This window comes from Streptomyces sp. NPDC002580 (assembly GCF_042889485.1).
Taxonomy (GTDB): domain Bacteria; phylum Actinomycetota; class Actinomycetes; order Streptomycetales; family Streptomycetaceae; genus Streptomyces.
This window is the reverse complement of the sequence record NZ_JBIAQZ010000003.1, coordinates 203,189-218,501: the sequence shown is the minus strand read 5'-3', so window position 1 is coordinate 218,501 and position 15,313 is coordinate 203,189. Positions and strand designations below refer to the sequence as shown.

General features: G+C 67.0%; 14 protein-coding genes. 7 read left to right on the top strand and 7 right to left on the bottom strand.

The window, feature by feature from the left end; all coding sequences use genetic code 11:
- Positions 1-222 precede the first annotated feature (222 nt).
- Positions 223-1,689 (top strand): CCA tRNA nucleotidyltransferase, encoded by a 1,467-nt coding sequence (locus tag ACFYW7_RS11930; protein WP_389500795.1) that lies wholly within the window; start codon positions 223-225, stop codon positions 1,687-1,689.
- Between the two features lie 108 nt (positions 1,690-1,797).
- On the opposite strand, the gene ACFYW7_RS11925 is transcribed toward ACFYW7_RS11930, so the two are convergent.
- From ACFYW7_RS11925 to ACFYW7_RS11910, 4 genes are all read right to left on the bottom strand, one after another.
- Positions 1,798-2,292: a hypothetical protein gene (locus ACFYW7_RS11925; protein WP_389500793.1), complete on the bottom strand. Its 495-nt coding sequence runs from the start codon at positions 2,290-2,292 to the stop codon at positions 1,798-1,800.
- A gap of 112 nt (positions 2,293-2,404) precedes the next feature.
- Complete coding sequence (locus ACFYW7_RS11920; protein ID WP_389500790.1) at positions 2,405-3,667, bottom strand: MFS transporter; 1,263 nt, start codon at positions 3,665-3,667, stop codon at positions 2,405-2,407.
- Positions 3,668-3,745: 78 nt separating this feature from the next.
- Entirely contained in the window at positions 3,746-4,828 is a 1,083-nt protein-coding gene (locus ACFYW7_RS11915) for an inositol-3-phosphate synthase (protein ID WP_389500788.1), read from the bottom strand.
- A gap of 43 nt (positions 4,829-4,871) precedes the next feature.
- Positions 4,872-5,555: a PadR family transcriptional regulator gene (locus ACFYW7_RS11910; protein WP_389500786.1), complete on the bottom strand. Its 684-nt coding sequence runs from the start codon at positions 5,553-5,555 to the stop codon at positions 4,872-4,874.
- Positions 5,556-5,929: 374 nt separating this feature from the next.
- Between ACFYW7_RS11910 and ACFYW7_RS11905 the strand changes: the two genes are divergently transcribed.
- Together ACFYW7_RS11905 and ACFYW7_RS11900 are read left to right on the top strand one after the other, a co-directional pair.
- Positions 5,930-8,671, top strand: coding sequence for a transglycosylase domain-containing protein (locus ACFYW7_RS11905; RefSeq protein WP_389500784.1), 2,742 nt, complete (start codon positions 5,930-5,932; stop codon positions 8,669-8,671).
- Between the two features lie 118 nt (positions 8,672-8,789).
- Positions 8,790-10,298, top strand: a complete 1,509-nt coding sequence (locus ACFYW7_RS11900; RefSeq protein WP_389500782.1) for a glycosyltransferase family 87 protein — start codon at positions 8,790-8,792, stop codon at positions 10,296-10,298.
- 90 nt (positions 10,299-10,388) lie between these two features.
- Here ACFYW7_RS11900 and ACFYW7_RS11895 read toward each other — a convergent pair whose 3' ends face one another.
- The 3 genes from ACFYW7_RS11895 to ACFYW7_RS11885 all read right to left on the bottom strand — a co-directional run bounded on the left by ACFYW7_RS11895 (position 10,389) and on the right by ACFYW7_RS11885 (position 13,155).
- Positions 10,389-11,420 carry an alanine racemase gene (locus ACFYW7_RS11895; protein WP_389500780.1) on the bottom strand — a complete coding sequence of 344 codons (1,032 nt, stop codon included), beginning with the start codon at positions 11,418-11,420 and terminating at the stop codon, positions 10,389-10,391.
- A gap of 128 nt (positions 11,421-11,548) precedes the next feature.
- Positions 11,549-12,670, bottom strand: coding sequence for a peptidoglycan bridge formation glycyltransferase FemX (gene femX, locus ACFYW7_RS11890; protein WP_389500778.1), 1,122 nt, complete (start codon positions 12,668-12,670; stop codon positions 11,549-11,551).
- A 164-nt stretch (positions 12,671-12,834) separates the two neighbouring features.
- Positions 12,835-13,155 (bottom strand): hypothetical protein, encoded by a 321-nt coding sequence (locus ACFYW7_RS11885; RefSeq protein ID WP_389500776.1) that lies wholly within the window; start codon positions 13,153-13,155, stop codon positions 12,835-12,837.
- A 286-nt stretch (positions 13,156-13,441) separates the two neighbouring features.
- On the opposite strand from ACFYW7_RS11885, the gene rpsF reads away from it, so the two are divergent.
- The 4 genes from rpsF (at position 13,442) to rplI (ending at position 15,171) form a co-directional block, all read left to right on the top strand.
- Positions 13,442-13,732 carry a 30S ribosomal protein S6 gene (gene rpsF / locus ACFYW7_RS11880; RefSeq protein WP_055610618.1) on the top strand — a complete coding sequence of 97 codons (291 nt, stop codon included), beginning with the start codon at positions 13,442-13,444 and terminating at the stop codon, positions 13,730-13,732.
- A gap of 77 nt (positions 13,733-13,809) precedes the next feature.
- Positions 13,810-14,412 (top strand): single-stranded DNA-binding protein, encoded by a 603-nt coding sequence (locus tag ACFYW7_RS11875; RefSeq protein ID WP_389500774.1) that lies wholly within the window; start codon positions 13,810-13,812, stop codon positions 14,410-14,412.
- 57 nt (positions 14,413-14,469) lie between these two features.
- The gene (rpsR, locus tag ACFYW7_RS11870; RefSeq protein WP_003949403.1) at positions 14,470-14,706 is read left to right on the top strand and encodes a 30S ribosomal protein S18; all 237 of its coding nucleotides are present in this window, start codon (positions 14,470-14,472) and stop codon (positions 14,704-14,706) included.
- A gap of 18 nt (positions 14,707-14,724) precedes the next feature.
- Positions 14,725-15,171, top strand: a complete 447-nt coding sequence (rplI, locus tag ACFYW7_RS11865) for a 50S ribosomal protein L9 (RefSeq protein ID WP_389500772.1) — start codon at positions 14,725-14,727, stop codon at positions 15,169-15,171.
- Positions 15,172-15,313: the final 142 nt, after the last annotated feature.

The window sequence follows — 15,313 nt, the reverse complement described above, 5'->3', positions numbered from 1 at the left end:
GCTCGCCCGTCCCTCGTCGTCGTCAGTGGTCGTCGGAATGTGCGTCCACGCATGGTAACGATGTGCGCTGAGAGGAAGTGCCGCGGAGTGGTCCACAAGATCGGCGCACGGCGCCGGCTGCCCCGTATATGCGCGTATTGGTGCCCGTGAGGAGTGCGGGCGCAGAGGTGTGAATTTTATCGAGGCGCTCTCGGTGGCCTCGGCCACGTACCCTTTTTTGTTGTGCCGAACGCCAATGAAGACAATTCCAGTGCCCTGAGCCAGGTGCAGCGCCGCGCGGTGAGTGAACTGCTGCGGGTGTCCCCTGTCGCCGACGAGCTCGCCCGCCGTTTCCAGGAAGCCGGGTTCTCGCTCGCCCTGGTCGGCGGCTCGGTCCGGGACGCGCTCCTCGGCCGGCTCGGCAATGACCTGGACTTCACGACGGACGCCCGACCCGAGGACGTACTGAAGATCGTCCGGCCCTGGGCGGACGCGGTGTGGGAGGTCGGGATCGCCTTCGGCACGGTGGGCGCACAGAAGGACGCCCGCGTGGACGACGGGGAGCAGTCGTTCCAGATCGAGATCACGACCTACCGCTCCGAGGCGTACGACAGGACCTCGCGCAAGCCGGAGGTGTCCTACGGCGACTCCATCGAGGAAGACCTCGTCCGTCGTGACTTCACGGTGAACGCGATGGCTGTCGCTCTGCCGGAGAAGGAGTTCATCGACCCGCACGGCGGCCTGAACGACCTGTCCGCTCGTGTTCTGCGGACACCGGGCACGCCGGAGGCGTCCTTCTCCGACGATCCGCTGCGGATGATGCGGGCCGCGCGGTTCGCCGCCCAGCTCGACTTCGAGGTGGCTCCCGAGGTCGTCACCGCCATGACGGACATGGCCGGGCGCATCGAGATCGTCTCGGCTGAGCGGGTGCGGGACGAGCTGAACAAGCTGATCCAGTCCGTCCACCCGCGCAAGGGGCTGACGCTGCTCGTCGACACCGGGCTCGCCGACCACGTGCTGCCCGAGCTTCCCGCGCTGCGGCTGGAGAGTGACGAGCACCACCGGCACAAGGACGTCTACGAACACACGTTGATCGTCCTGGAACAGGCGATGGCGCTGGAGGAGGACGGGCCGGATCTGGTTCTCCGGCTCGCCGCGCTGCTCCACGACATCGGCAAGCCGCGGACGCGCCGCTTCGAGCAGGATGGTCGGGTCTCGTTCCACCACCACGAGATGGTGGGCGCCAAGATGACCAAGAAGCGGATGACAGCGCTCAAGTACTCGAACGATCTGGTGAAGGACGTCTCACGTCTGGTCGAACTTCATCTGCGCTTCCACGGGTACGGCACCGGCGAGTGGACCGACTCGGCTGTTCGCCGCTACGTCCGTGACGCGGGCCCGCTCCTCGGGCGTCTCCACAAGCTGACCCGATCCGACTGCACTACGCGCAACAAGCGCAGGGCGATGGCGCTCTCCCGCGCGTACGACGGCCTTGAGGATCGCATCGCACAGCTCCAGGAGCAGGAAGAGCTCGACGCGATCCGCCCCGATCTCGACGGCAACGAGATCATGGAGGTCCTGGGCGTCGGGCCGGGCCCCGCGATCGGCCAGGCATACAAGTTCCTGCTGGAGCTCCGGCTGGAGAACGGCCCCATGGAGCGTGATGCCGCCGTGACGGCACTCAAGGAGTGGTGGGCCGAGCAGGGCTGAGGAGTAGTCGGTCACTCGATGTTTCACGTGAAACATCGAGGCCGGGAAACGCGAAGGGGCGGTGTTTCACGTGAAACACCGCCCCTTCGCGTCACCGGCTTCCGCCGGCTACTTGCTGTCTCCCAGGCAGAGGGTGAAGGAATCACCCGTCTCCTCCCACGTCAGCGTCGCCGTGGTGCCCGCGACGCTCTGACAGGTCAGCTGGGCGAGCGAAGCGCCGTCCGCCTTCTTGAGGACCTTGTGCGTGGCCTTGGAGTCGGCGCAGTCGACCTGGACCACGTCCGGGTCGTTGGCGCTGCCCTTGTTGTACAGGCAGTCGCCGACCGCCAGCTTCTTGGCGTCCTCGCTGTCGCTGATCAGCCAGCCGCCCACGACGACGGCCACGCCCGCGATGGCCAGGACTATGCGCAGGTACTGCCGGAAGCCCCGCTTCGGAGGCTGCGGCGGGACCGGGGCGTACCCACCGGTCGGCTGCGGCGGCAACCCGGGCTGACCCGGCTGCTGCGGGTACCCCTGAGGGGGCTGCTGGGCGAACGGGTTCTGGCCCTGGGGCGGCTGACCCTGGGCGTACGGGTTCTGGCCTTGGGGCGGCGGAGTTGTCACTTGGGGGTCCCCCTGGAACGTAAGTCCGTGTCGCGAATAAGACGCACATAAGCTATCGGGACCCTGTGACAGCGCAGGGGTGAGAAAGGGCTCTGTGGCACTGATGTGACACTTACTGAAGTTCAAATCGCCCTATAGCAGCCGCAATTGAGGCGTAGACCAACGCTACTGTCACGACCAGGGCAACCGACTGCCCGTCAGGGGGCAGCATCAGGGCGGCTATCGCGGCGGCACCGACGAAGGCGACGTTGAACAGGACGTCGTAGACGGAGAAGATCCGACCGCGGAATCCGTCGTCCACGGAGACCTGGACGATGGTGTCCGTCGCGATCTTCGCGCCTTGTGTGGTCATGCCCAGCACGAACGCGGCGAGCAGCATGAGAGTGGGGGTGAACGGGATGCAGAGCGCCGGCTCCAGGACCGCGGCGGCTCCGGCGCAGACGATGATCCAACGGCCCGGACCGAGTCGCCCGGCCGCCCAGGGCGTCACCACGGCGGCCACGAAGAAGCCTGCCCCCGAGACGCCCACGGCCAGCCCCAGGAGCGCGAGACCGTCGTCCGAGCCGGATGCCCAGGAATAGCGGCAGAGCATCAGCACCATGACCGTCAGGGCGCCGTAGCAGAAGCGCATCAGCGTCATGGCCATCAGGGCCCAGGCCGCCCTCCGTCGGGGGTTCCCCGCGAGATGACGCAGACCCGCCGCGAGGCCACGCGCAGTGCCGGAGAGTGCCGTGGCCAGCCGTGGCGGGCCCAACTTCTGCTCAGGCCCCAGTAGTTCCGGCGCGATGCGCAGAGCGGCCAGGGCCGCACACAGGTACAGCGTCGCGCCCATGAGAACCACCACCGCGTCGGAGTCCGCGACGAGGAGGCGTACGGCGAACGCGAGGCCTCCCCCCGCGGTCGCCGCGAGTGTCCCGGCGGTCGGCGAGAGGGAGTTGGCCAGCACCAGACGGTCGGCGTCGACGACACGGGGCAGCGAGGCGGAGAGCCCGGCCAGGACGAAGCGGTTGACCGCAGTGACAGCGAGAGCGGAGGCGTAGAAAAGCCGGTCGGGGACGTCGCTCAGAATCAGGGCCGCCGTCACACACGCCAGCGCGGCGCGCAGCAGATTGCCGTACAGGAAGACCTGCCGCCGCCGCCAGCGGTCCAGGAGGACCCCCGCGAAGGGGCCGACGAGGGAGTACGGGAGCAGCAGCACGGCCATCGCGGAAGCGATCGAGGCCGCCGACGTCTGCTTCTCCGGTGAGAAGACGACGTAGGTGGCCAGAGCGACCTGGTAGACGCCGTCGGCGCCCTGGGACAGCAGCCGCACGCCGAGCAGGCGTCTGAATCCCTGGAAGCGCAGGAGGACGCGCAGGTCACGCACGACGGCCATGGGGAACAGCCTCACATACGAGGAGGGTCCCCGGGCACAATGCCCGGGGACCCTCCTCGGCAAGCGCGAAGCGCGGCTTTAGCGCTCGACCTCGCCCTTGATGAACTTCTCGACGTTGGCGAAGGCCTCGTCGTCGAAGTACTGGACCGGCGGGGACTTCATGAAGTAGCTCGACGCGGAGAGGATCGGGCCGCCGATACCGCGGTCCTTGGCGATCTTCGCGGCGCGCACGGCGTCGATGATGACACCGGCCGAGTTCGGGGAGTCCCAGACCTCGAGCTTGTACTCCAGGTTCAGGGGGACGTCGCCGAAGGCACGGCCCTCGAGGCGGACGTACGCCCACTTGCGGTCGTCCAGCCAGGCCACGTAGTCCGAGGGACCGATGTGGACGTTCTTCTCGCCCAGCTCGCGGTCGGGGATCTGCGAGGTGACGGCCTGCGTCTTCGAGATCTTCTTGGACTCGAGGCGGTCGCGCTCCAGCATGTTCTTGAAGTCCATGTTGCCGCCGACGTTGAGCTGCATGGTGCGCTCAAGACGGACACCGCGGTCCTCGAACAGCTTCGCCATCACGCGGTGCGTGATGGTCGCGCCGACCTGCGACTTGATGTCGTCGCCGACGATCGGGACGCCCGCCTCGGTGAACTTGTCCGCCCACTCCTTGGTGCCGGCGATGAAGACCGGGAGAGCGTTGACGAAGGCGACCTTGGCGTCGATGGCGCACTGGGCGTAGAACTTCGCCGCGGCCTCGGAACCGACGGGCAGGTAGCAGACGAGGACGTCGACCTGCTTGTCCTTGAGGATCTGGACGATGTCGACCGGGGCCTCGGCGGACTCCTCGATGGTCTCGCGGTAGTACTTACCGAGACCGTCCAGGGTGTGACCACGCTGGACCGTGACGCCCTTGTTCGGGACGTCGCAGATCTTGATGGTGTTGTTCTCGCTGGCACCGATGGCGTCGGAGAGGTCGAGGCCGACCTTCTTCGCGTCGACGTCGAACGCGGCGACGAACTCGACGTCACCGACGTGGTAGTCGCCGAACTGGACGTGCATCAGGCCGGGCACCTTGGCCGCCGGGTCGGCGTCCTTGTAGTACTCGACGCCCTGAACCAGCGAGGCGGCGCAGTTGCCCACGCCGACGATGGCTACGCGAACCGAACCCATTCCGGTTGCTCCCTGTGTCTATCGGTGAAACCCCGAATGGGTCTCACGTTGCGGTGTCGTCGGACGGATCCGGCCGGGTGCTGTCCCGGTGCCGGGGCAGGCCGCCCGTCTCTCCAGATGTGTTGTCCTGCTGAGCGGAGCCTTCGGGGGCGGAACGCTTGATGTCCCGTCCGGCCCGCTCGCTCTCGATGAGCTCGTTCAGCCAGCGCACTTCGCGCTCCACGGACTCCATTCCGTGGCGCTGGAGCTCAAGCGTGTAGTCGTCGAGGCGCTCCCGGGTGCGCGCCAGCGAGGCGCGCATCTTCTCCAGGCGCTCCTCCAGACGGCTGCGGCGACCCTCTAGTACGCGCATGCGCACATCGCGTGACGTCTGCCCGAAGAACGCGAACCGAGCGGCGAAGTGCTCGTCCTCGTAGGCGTCGGGTCCCGTCTGCGCGAGAAGTTCCTCGAAGTGTTCCTTACCTTCGGCCGTCAATCGATAGACGATCTTGGCCCGGCGCCCCGCGAGCGTTGCCGTGAGGGCGTCTTCGGGTGTGGATCCTGATTCCTCGATCAACCAGCCGTTGGCGACCAGCGTCTTGAGGCAGGGGTAGAGCGTTCCGTAGCTGAAGGCGCGGAACACTCCCAGTGACGTATTGAGTCGTTTGCGCAGCTCATAGCCGTGCATCGGAGACTCGCGGAGCAGGCCGAGTACGGCGAACTCGAGGATCCCGGCACGCCGGCTCATCGTCGCCCCCTCCCTGTCGCTGCCTCGTCGGCACGGTGTTTATGCCGTGCTGATGTATCGACTCGATACATCAGCACGATAGAACGCTCCTGCGGATGCGACAAGAGGGGCCAGGGTGAACGGCGTCACATCACCGATTCATACGAAGCAAGTTGCCTGATTTGGGGTGAACTTCGGTGCTAGGTGGGTTTTGACGGTGCGTAGTCTGTGCGGCATGCACACCACCGGGAACCGAGTGACGTTTGAGAACGTCAACGTCTTTGGTGCAGTACGGGTGAATGCGCAAACGACCGCATCCGTACTTCGGGGGGACCGGAAACCAGCCGCCGTTTCCAGGCGCGCAAAGGTGCGCCTGCCCGAGGAGTAATCGTTCGATGAGCGAGCACCGTCGCAAAACGCCGCAGCCGCAGGGCGGCGGACGTGCCGCGGCCCGCCGCGGCCAGCCCGGCCCGTCCGAAGGCCGCCGTGAGGTACCGCGAGGCGCCACCGGGTCTTCTTCCGATTCTTATGACTCGGGGGGTGCAGAGAGCCCGTTCGGTAGCCGTGCCGAGGCACGGCGGGCCACACAGAGAGGCAATGCCGGAGGCCGGCGCAGAGCCGCCGACGGCGCCGGAAGCGGTGGCCCCGGAGGAGGGGGCGGCCGACGTGGTGGACCCCCGGGTCCGAGCGGGCCAGGACGCGGTCGAGGCCGCGCGCCCGAGCCTGCGCGGAAACGCGTCATCGACTACCCGCGCGCGGGTAAGTACGGTGCCGCGCGTTGGGTGCCGTCCTGGAAGCTGGTGACCGGACTCTGCATCGGCTTCTTCGGCAGCGTGGTCGCGGCCGCGAGCGTCGCGTACGCCCTGGTGGGCATCCCGGTCGTCGGCGAGACCGCCCAGGCGCAGAACAACGTCTACTACTGGAACGACGACACCCAGATGGTCGCCTCGGGTGGTGAGGCCAACCGACAGATCATCGACTACGCGCGGATCCCCAAGGAGATGCGGTGGGCGGTGATGTCGGCCGAGAACAAGACGTTCGAGTCCGACAGCGGTGTCGACCCGATGGGCATCGCCCGGGCCTTCGTGAACATGGCCAAGGGCGGTCAGACGCAGGGTGGCTCCACCATCACCCAGCAGTACGTGAAGAACGCGATGCTGGAGGACCAGTCCCAGACGGTCTCCCGCAAGCTCAAGGAGCTGTTCGTCTCGATCAAGGTCGGCGCCTCGGTGCCCAAGCCGCAGATCATGGCCGGCTACCTGAACTCCGCGTACTACGGGCGCAACGCCTACGGCATCCAGGCGGCGGCGCACGCCTACTTCAACAAGGAGGCCGAGAAGCTCGACGCGAGTCAGTGCGCGTTCCTGGCGGCGGTGCTCAAGGGCGCCACGTACTACGACCCCGCCGGTGCCCCTTCGATCGACCCGGCCGCCACTCCTGAGGCCAACCGCAAGCGCGCCGAGTACCGCTGGAAGTGGATCCTCGACGAAGAGGTCAACGACAAGCGTCTGACCCAGGCGGAGCGGGACAAGTTCAAGAAGTTCCCCAAGATCGAGAGCCCCCGGTCCAACACCGCGCTGAGCGGGCAGGTCGGCTATCTGGTCGACCTGGCCAACACGTACCTGACCACGAACAGCGACACGACCGGCATCACCGAGACCAGGCTTCGCAAGGGCGGCCTCGAGATCCACACGACCTTCGACAAGAACAAGATCAAGGCGCTCGAAGCGGCCGTGAAGAAGGTCCAGAAGGCCAACATCAAGCCCAAGCTGCGCCCGAAGTATGACAAGTACGTCCAGTTCGGTGGAGCTTCCGTCAATCCGGACAACGGTGCCATCGAGGCCATCTACGGCGGTGTGGACGCGACCAAGCACTTCACCGACAACGCCGACGCGACCGGTGCCCAGGTGGGTTCGACGTTCAAGCCCTTCGTCCTGGCGGCCGCCATGCAGTGGGGAGTACGCGATCGTGACGGCACCCCGGACCAGCCTCAGGACGAGCGGACGAAGGTCTCGCCGAAGAGTCTCTACAGCGGCAAGAACAAGCTGAAGATCAAGGACTACGACGGCACCGACTGGACGGACGACAAGGGCAAGGAGTGGCTGCAGACGAACGACGGTCAGCGGTCGTACAACCCGCCCAGCTACAACATCGACCTGCGTGAGGCGATGCGCGAGTCCGTCAACTCCGCCTATGTCCAGCTCGGTATGGATGTCGGCCTGGACAAGGTCAAGGACTCCGTCCTGAGCGCGGGCATCAAGGAGTCCAGCCTCGCCAGTGCCAGGTTCCCGTCGTTCTCGCTCGGCACCTCGTCCCCGAGCGCGATCCGTATGGCCGGTGCGTACGCCACGTTCGCCGCCAGCGGCAAGCAGCGCGATCCGTACTCGGTCGAGAAGGTGACCGACAAGGACGGGAACGTCTTCCAGCACGACACCGTGAAGAAGACGATCACGGCCTTCACCCCGGCGGTCGCCAACAACGTCACCGACGTGCTCAAGACCGTGGTCGAGAAGGGCACCGGTACCAACGCCCAGCTCAGGGGCCGTGAGGTGGCCGGCAAGACCGGTACGACCGACGGCAACAAGTCCGCTTGGTTCGTCGGGTACACCCCGCAGCTGGCCACGGCGATCGGCATGTACCGCCTGGACGACGACGAGACCAAGAAGAACCGCAAGTTCCTGCAGATGTACGGCACGGGCGGCGAGCAGACGATCCACGGAGCCTCGTTCCCGTCCCAGATCTGGCGGGACTACATGGAGGTGGCGCTCAAGGGTGTGGCGCCGAAGGCCTTCCCGGAGCCTGAGGACATCGGTCAGATCATCAACGACGTCCCGAGCCCGACGCCCACGCCCTCGGCCACCGAGAGCGTGACGGAGAGCCCGTCGCCGTCTCCGACTCCGAGCGAGACCCTGATCTCTCCCTCGCCCTCGGCGAGCGAGACCTGCAGGAGGTTCGACTTCGACTGCCAGAACAACGGCGGGACCGACAACGGCGGGACCGACAACGGCGGGACCGACAACGGCGGCGCCGGGGGAAGTGCCAGTCCCTCGCCGACGCTATCCGCCTCCAGCGGGACCACCAGAGGCAATGGCGGAGGCAATGGAAGCGGCGGCCTCTTCGGAGGGTCGAGTGGATAGCCGCCTCCGTGTGCGTTTCACGTAAAACGCACTGTTTCACGTGAAACGAGGGCCGCCGCACCGACAAGGTGGGGCGGCCCTCGGCCTATTCCCAGACACGTACGGCAGGATGTGCGGCATGCCCAGTGCAGAGACCACGCGAGCGAGCGTGCACGAGCCGGAGCTGGTGCGGCCGACCAAGGATGACGAGGTCGCCGCCAGCGGCAGTGAACTGATCGGCGGCCCCATCGGGCGACGGGCCCTGCTCGGGACGTCCTGGTGGACGCCTGTACGAGTCGTCGCGCTGTTGGCGATCGGCATGTTCGCCCTCGGCATGGTCCAGAAGCTCCCCTGCTACGACGGCGGCTGGTTCTTCGGGGCCAGCTCGCAGTACACGCACGCGTGCTACTCGGACATCCCGCACCTCTACCAGGGGCGGGGCTTCGCCGACGGCCTGGTGCCGTACTTCGACAAGCTCCCCGGCGACATGGACTACCTCGAGTACCCGGTGCTGACCGGCGTGTTCATGGAGGTCGCGGCCTGGCTCACCCCGGGCAGCGGAAGCATCCAGGACCAGGAGCAGATCTACTGGATGGTCAACGCGGGGATGCTGATGGTGTGCGCGGCGGTCATCGCCGTATGCACCGCGCGTACCCACCGTCGTCGCCCCTGGGACGGTCTCCTGGTCGCCCTCGCACCCGCTTTCGCGCTCACGGCCACCATCAACTGGGATCTCCTCGCCGTGGCCCTGCTGGCGGCCGCGATGCTCATGTGGTCCCGGGGGCGCGTCCTGGCCTTCGGCATCCTGATCGGGCTCGCCACGGCCGCCAAGTTCTACCCGTTCCTCCTGCTGGGGCCGCTGTTCCTGCTGTGCTGGCGGGCCGGCAAGTGGCGTGAGTTCGGAACGGCGCTGCTCGGCGCCGTGGGCGCCTGGCTGGTGGTGAACCTTCCGGTCATGTACTTCGCGCCCGAGGGATGGGCGAAGTTCTACAACTTCAGCCATGACCGCGGCGTCGACTTCGGTTCGGTCTTCCTGTTCGTCTCGCAGTGGCTGAAGCTCACGATCACCCCCGACGCCGCCAACGCATGGGCGCTGATCATGATGCTGATCATCTGCGCGGGACTGAGCGCCGTCACGCTCACTGCTCCGCGTCGCCCCCGCTTCGCCCAGCTCGCCTTCCTGATCGTCGCGGCCTTCATCCTCACGAACAAGGTCTACTCGCCGCAGTACGTGCTGTGGCTCGTCCCGCTCGCCGCGCTGGCCCGGCCGCGCTGGCGCGACTTCCTGATCTGGCAGGCGTGCGAGGTCGGGTACTTCCTGGGCATCTGGATGTACCTGGCGTACACGACCAGCGGGGACGCTCACAAGGGTCTGCCGACCGACGGCTACCAAGTCGCCATCGCCGTACACCTGCTGGGGACGCTGTACCTGTGCGCGGTGGTCCTTCGGGACATCTTCATGCCGGAGCGCGACCCGGTACGCCGTGCTGGGGACGACGACCCGTCGGGCGGACTGCTGGACGGTGCCGAGGACGTCTTCGTTCTCGGCACGGCCGCCCGTCCGCCGCGGCACGCCGCACACTTCGACGGGTATCCGCCGGTCGACTGGGGCGACCGGAACGCGACCTCCGGGGACAGTTCGCTCTGAGCGAACAGAGTGGGGTGGAGCCACGGAAAAGGCCGTACACGGTGTTCGTGTACGGCCTTTCGGCTGGGTCGGAGTGGTTCGGGCGTGACGTCAGTGCTCGACGACGCGGTCGAACTGCGTGGTGGTGTGCCGCAGGTGAGCCACCAGCTCGTCACCGACCTTCGGCCCCGTGGCCTCTGAGGGCACGAAGAGGATCGACACCTGCATGTGCGGGGGCTCGGCGAACCAGCGCTGCTTGCCCGCCCAGACGAACGGAGAAAGGTTCCGGTTGACCGTCGCGAGGCCGGCGCGGGCGACACCCTTGGCGCGCGGCATGACGCCGTGCAGCGCCTTGGGGGCCTCCAGGCCCACCCCGTGCGACGTACCGCCGGCCACGACCACGAGCCAGCCGTCCCCGGCCGCCTTCTGCTGCCGGTAGCCGAAGCGGTCCCCCTTGGAGACGCGTGTGACGTCCAGGACGGCCCCGCGGTACTCGGTGGCCTCGTGGTCCCCGAGCCACAGCCGCGTGCCGATACGGGCGCGGAAGTGGGTCTGGGGGAACTGCTGCTGAAGTCGCGCGAGTTCAGAGGCCTTGAGGTGGCTGACGAACATCGTGTGCAGGGGCAGGCGGGCCGCACGGAGCCGGTCCATCCAGCCGATGACCTCCTCGACGGCGTCCGAACCGTCGGTGCGGTCCAGCGGCAGATGGATCGCGAAGCCCTCCAGCCGGACGTTCTCGATGGCGGAGTGCAGATGCGGCAGGTCCAGCTCACTCACTCCGTGCCGCTTCATCGAGGACATGACCTCGATGACGACACGGGCGCCCACGAGGCCGTACACGCCGTCGATGGACGACACGGATCGGATGACGCGGTCGGGCAGCGGCACGGGCTCCTCGCCCCGCCTGAACGGCGTCAGGACCAGCAGATCGCCGCCGAACCAGTCCTTGACCCGGGCGGCCTCGTACGTGGTGCCGACCGCGAGGATGTCCGAGCCCAGGCGGGTGGCCTCGTCGGCGAGCCGTTCGTGGCCGAAGCCGTAGCCGTTGCCCTTGCAGACGGGGACCAGCCCCGGAAACTGCTCGGACACCTGCTTGTGGTGTGCCCGCCAGCGCGCGGTGTCGACGTAGAGCGTGAGCGCCATGGCCGGTCCCGGAACCTTTCTCGTGGCTGCGGTGTAGCAGAGGTGTGAAAAGGGATTGTCGCCGATCCGCCGGACCGATGGGGAGATGCCGGGCTGGAACAGCGGCTCGGCATGCGGTTCGGACCGACTCAGCGGCGCGACATGTACATGTCGAGCGCCTTGTGGAGCAGCTTGTTGAGGGGGAAGTCCCACTCGCCCAGGTACTCGGCGGCCTCTCCGCCCGTGCCCACCTTGAACTGGATCAGGCCGAAGAGGTGGTCGGTCTCGTCCAGCGAGTCGGAGATGCCGCGGAGGTCGTAGACCGTGGCTCCCAGCGCGTACGAGTCGCGCAGCATGCGCCACTGCATCGCGTTCGAGGGACGGACCTCGCGTCCGATGTTGTCCGAGGCGCCGTAGGAGTACCAGACGTGTCCGCCGACGACGAGCATCGTCGCGGCGGAGAGGTTCACCCCGTTGTGGCGTGCGAAGTAGAGCCGCATGCGGTTGGGGTCCTCGGTGTTGAGGGCCGTCCACATGCGCTGGAAGTACGAGAGCGGGCGGGGCCGGAAGTGGTCGCGGGTCGCGGTGATCTCGTAGAGCCGCTGCCACTCCTCCAGGTCCTGGTAACCGCCCTGGACGACCTCGACGCCGGCCTTCTCGGCCTTCTTGATGTTGCGGCGCCACAGCTGGTTGAAGTTCCGGTGCACCTCTTCCAGCGACCGGTTGGCGAGCGGCACCTGGAAGACGTAGCGGGGCTGGACGTCACCGAAGCCGGCACCGCCGTCCTCGCCCTGCTGCCAGCCCATGCGGCGCAGCTTGTCGGCGACCTCGAACGCGCGCGGCTCGATGAAGTCGGCCTCGATGTCGCGCAGGCGCTTCACGTCCGGGTTCTGGATGCCGCCCTTGATGGACGTGGCCTCCCAGCGCCGGATGATCACCGGCGGGCCCATCTTCACGGAGAAGGCGCCCTGCTGCTTCAGGTGCGCGAGCATCGGCTGAAGCCAGTCGTCGAGGTTCGGCGCGAACCAGTTGATGACCGGTCCCTCGGGCAGGTAGGCGAGATAGCGCTTGATCTTGGGCAGCTGGCGGTACAGCACCAGGCCCGCGCCGACGATCTCGCCGGTCCTGTCGTCGAACCATCCGAGGCTCTCGGAGCGCCACTCGGCCTTCACGTCTGCCCATGCGGGGACCTGCATATGGCTGGCCGCGGGCAGGCTCTGGATGTATGCCAGATGCTGCTCTCGGCTGATGGTCCTCAGGGTCAGGCTCATTCGGGGCGCTCCTCGGGCTGGTGTGTCCCCATGGGTACAAGGGCTCCGGCTCTCGCGCCGAAGCCTACTGCGCCCTGAGAGCGCCTCGAATGGCCGCATGGAACCTGGACCCCGGGGGATCGGGCGTGAGGCACCCCGAGGTCAGGGGAAAACGGGCGTTCGTCTCAGATCACACCACCGAACAGGCCGCCGTGGGCCAGACCGAGGTAGAAACCGACCCCCGAGAGACCCAGTCCGAGGATCAGCCCGAAGCGTTCCCGGGTCGTCTCGGAGATGAACTGCCCGTAGGCGCCGGCGAGGATCCCGACCAGACCGGCCCAGGAGCTGAGCAGATGGAGGCTGTGGAACATCGACGTGACGAAGGCCAGGACTCCGCAGACCAGGGTCACCACGAGCAGGGTGTCCTGGAGCGGATGAGGCTTGCCGTCGGTGGCCAAGAGTGAGCCGGTGGAGCCGGTGGTGTTGGGTCGCATTGCCTGTGCCATAGGGCACCTCCTGCGGAAGGCGGCGCATCGTAGCGCCATACACACCCGATGTGTACAGATTGACGGCCAACCCGGCCGGATTTCAACCGGAAGCCGGTGTGCAGGTAGTCTGTACCCTCTGCACCGGTGTCTGCCCAGGCTCATGGCCAGGTCACGACCGGGATTGCCGTTCGATTTCGAGCGGTGGGCCCGATTGTCAGTGGCGGCCGATACCGTTGCGTACGCATCACAACCCTCCTGCCACGGAACGACCGTGGCCGCTGAGTCCAAAGGAGGTGGGTTTCACATGCGTCACTACGAAATGATGGTCATCCTCGACCCCGATCTGGAAGAGCGCGCTGTCGCCCCCCTGATCGAGAACTTCCTCTCCGTCGTCCGTGAGGGCAACGGCAAGGTCGAAAAGGTCGACACCTGGGGCCGTCGTCGTCTCTCGTACGAGATCAAGAAGAAGCCCGAGGGCATCTACTCGGTCATCGACCTGCAGGCGGAGCCTGCGGTCGTCAAGGAGCTCGACCGCCAGATGAACCTGAACGAGTCGGTCCTCCGGACCAAGGTCCTCCGTCCCGAGACCCACTGAGCTCTCCAGCTCAGCTGATCTCGGGCATCGAGTAGCAGCACCAGCAGCCAGCAGCAAACCCGCCGAGAGGTTCCCCCATGGCAGGCGAGACCGTCATCACGGTTGTCGGCAATCTTGTCGACGACCCCGAGCTGCGCTTCACCCCTTCCGGTGCGGCGGTCGCGAAGTTCCGTGTCGCGTCCACCCCCCGCACCTTCGACCGTCAGACCAATGAGTGGAAGGACGGCGAGAGCCTGTTCCTGACCTGCTCGGTCTGGCGTCAGGCGGCTGAGAACGCCGCCGAGTCGCTTCAGAAGGGCATGCGCGTCATCGTGCAGGGCCGGCTGAAGCAGCGGTCCTACGAGGACAACCAGGGCGTCAAGCGCACGGTCTACGAGTTGGACGTAGAGGAAGTCGGCGCCAGCCTGAAGAACGCGACGGCCAAGGTCACCAAGACCACGGGCCGAGGCGGTCAGGGCGGTTACGGCGGCGGCGGTGGCGGCGGCCAGCAGGGCGGCGGCTGGGGCGGAAGCTCCGGCGGTGCTCCGCAGGGCGGCGGCGCTCCGGCCGACGACCCCTGGGCGACCGGCGCTCCCGCCGGTGGCAACCAGGGTGGCGGCGGTGGCGGTGGCGGCTGGGGCGGAAGCTCCGGCGGCTCCGGCGGTTCCGGTGGCGGCTACTCGGACGAGCCCCCCTTCTAGGCCCTCAGGGCCGAGGTGGGCCGTACCCCCACTTCTTGATCACACAGGAGATACACCATGGCGAAGCCGCCTGTGCGCAAGCCGAAGAAGAAGGTCTGCGCGTTCTGCAAGGACAAGGTCACGTACGTGGACTACAAGGACACGAACATGCTGCGGAAGTTCATTTCCGACCGCGGCAAGATCCGTGCCCGCCGCGTGACCGGCAACTGCACGCAGCACCAGCGTGACGTCGCCACGGCTGTGAAGAACAGCCGTGAGATGGCGCTGCTGCCCTACACGTCCACCGCGCGATAAGGGAAGGGTGACCGACTAATGAAGATCATCCTCACCCACGAGGTCTCCGGCCTCGGTACCGCGGGCGACGTCGTTGACGTCAAGGACGGTTACGCTCGCAACTACCTGATCCCGCGGAGCTTTGCGATCCGCTGGACCAAGGGCGGCGAGAAGGACGTCGAGCAGATTCGTCGTGCTCGCAAGATCCACGAGATCGCGACCATCGAGCAGGCCAACGAGATCAAGGCCCGCCTCGAAGGCGTCAAGGTCCGTCTGGCCGTTCGCTCCGGCGACGCCGGTCGTCTCTTCGGTTCCGTCACCCCGGCCGACGTCGCTTCGGCGATCAAGGCTTCCGGTGGCCCCGAGGTCGACAAGCGCCGCATCGAGCTGAACGCGCCCATCAAGACCCTGGGCGCCCACGAGACGTCCGTGCGTCTGCACCCCGAGGTTGCCGCGAAGGTCAACATCGAGGTCGTCGCTGCCTGAGTGCAGCGCTCGGCATAGCTGAGAGAAGGGGCGCCCCCCGCGGGGGGGGGGCCCTGTGCGTGCCCCCCCTTAGTTTGGCCCCGCCCGGTCACCCGGTCCCCGGGGGGTCGTGGGTTTACCTGTAACCAACCCCACCGGGGGA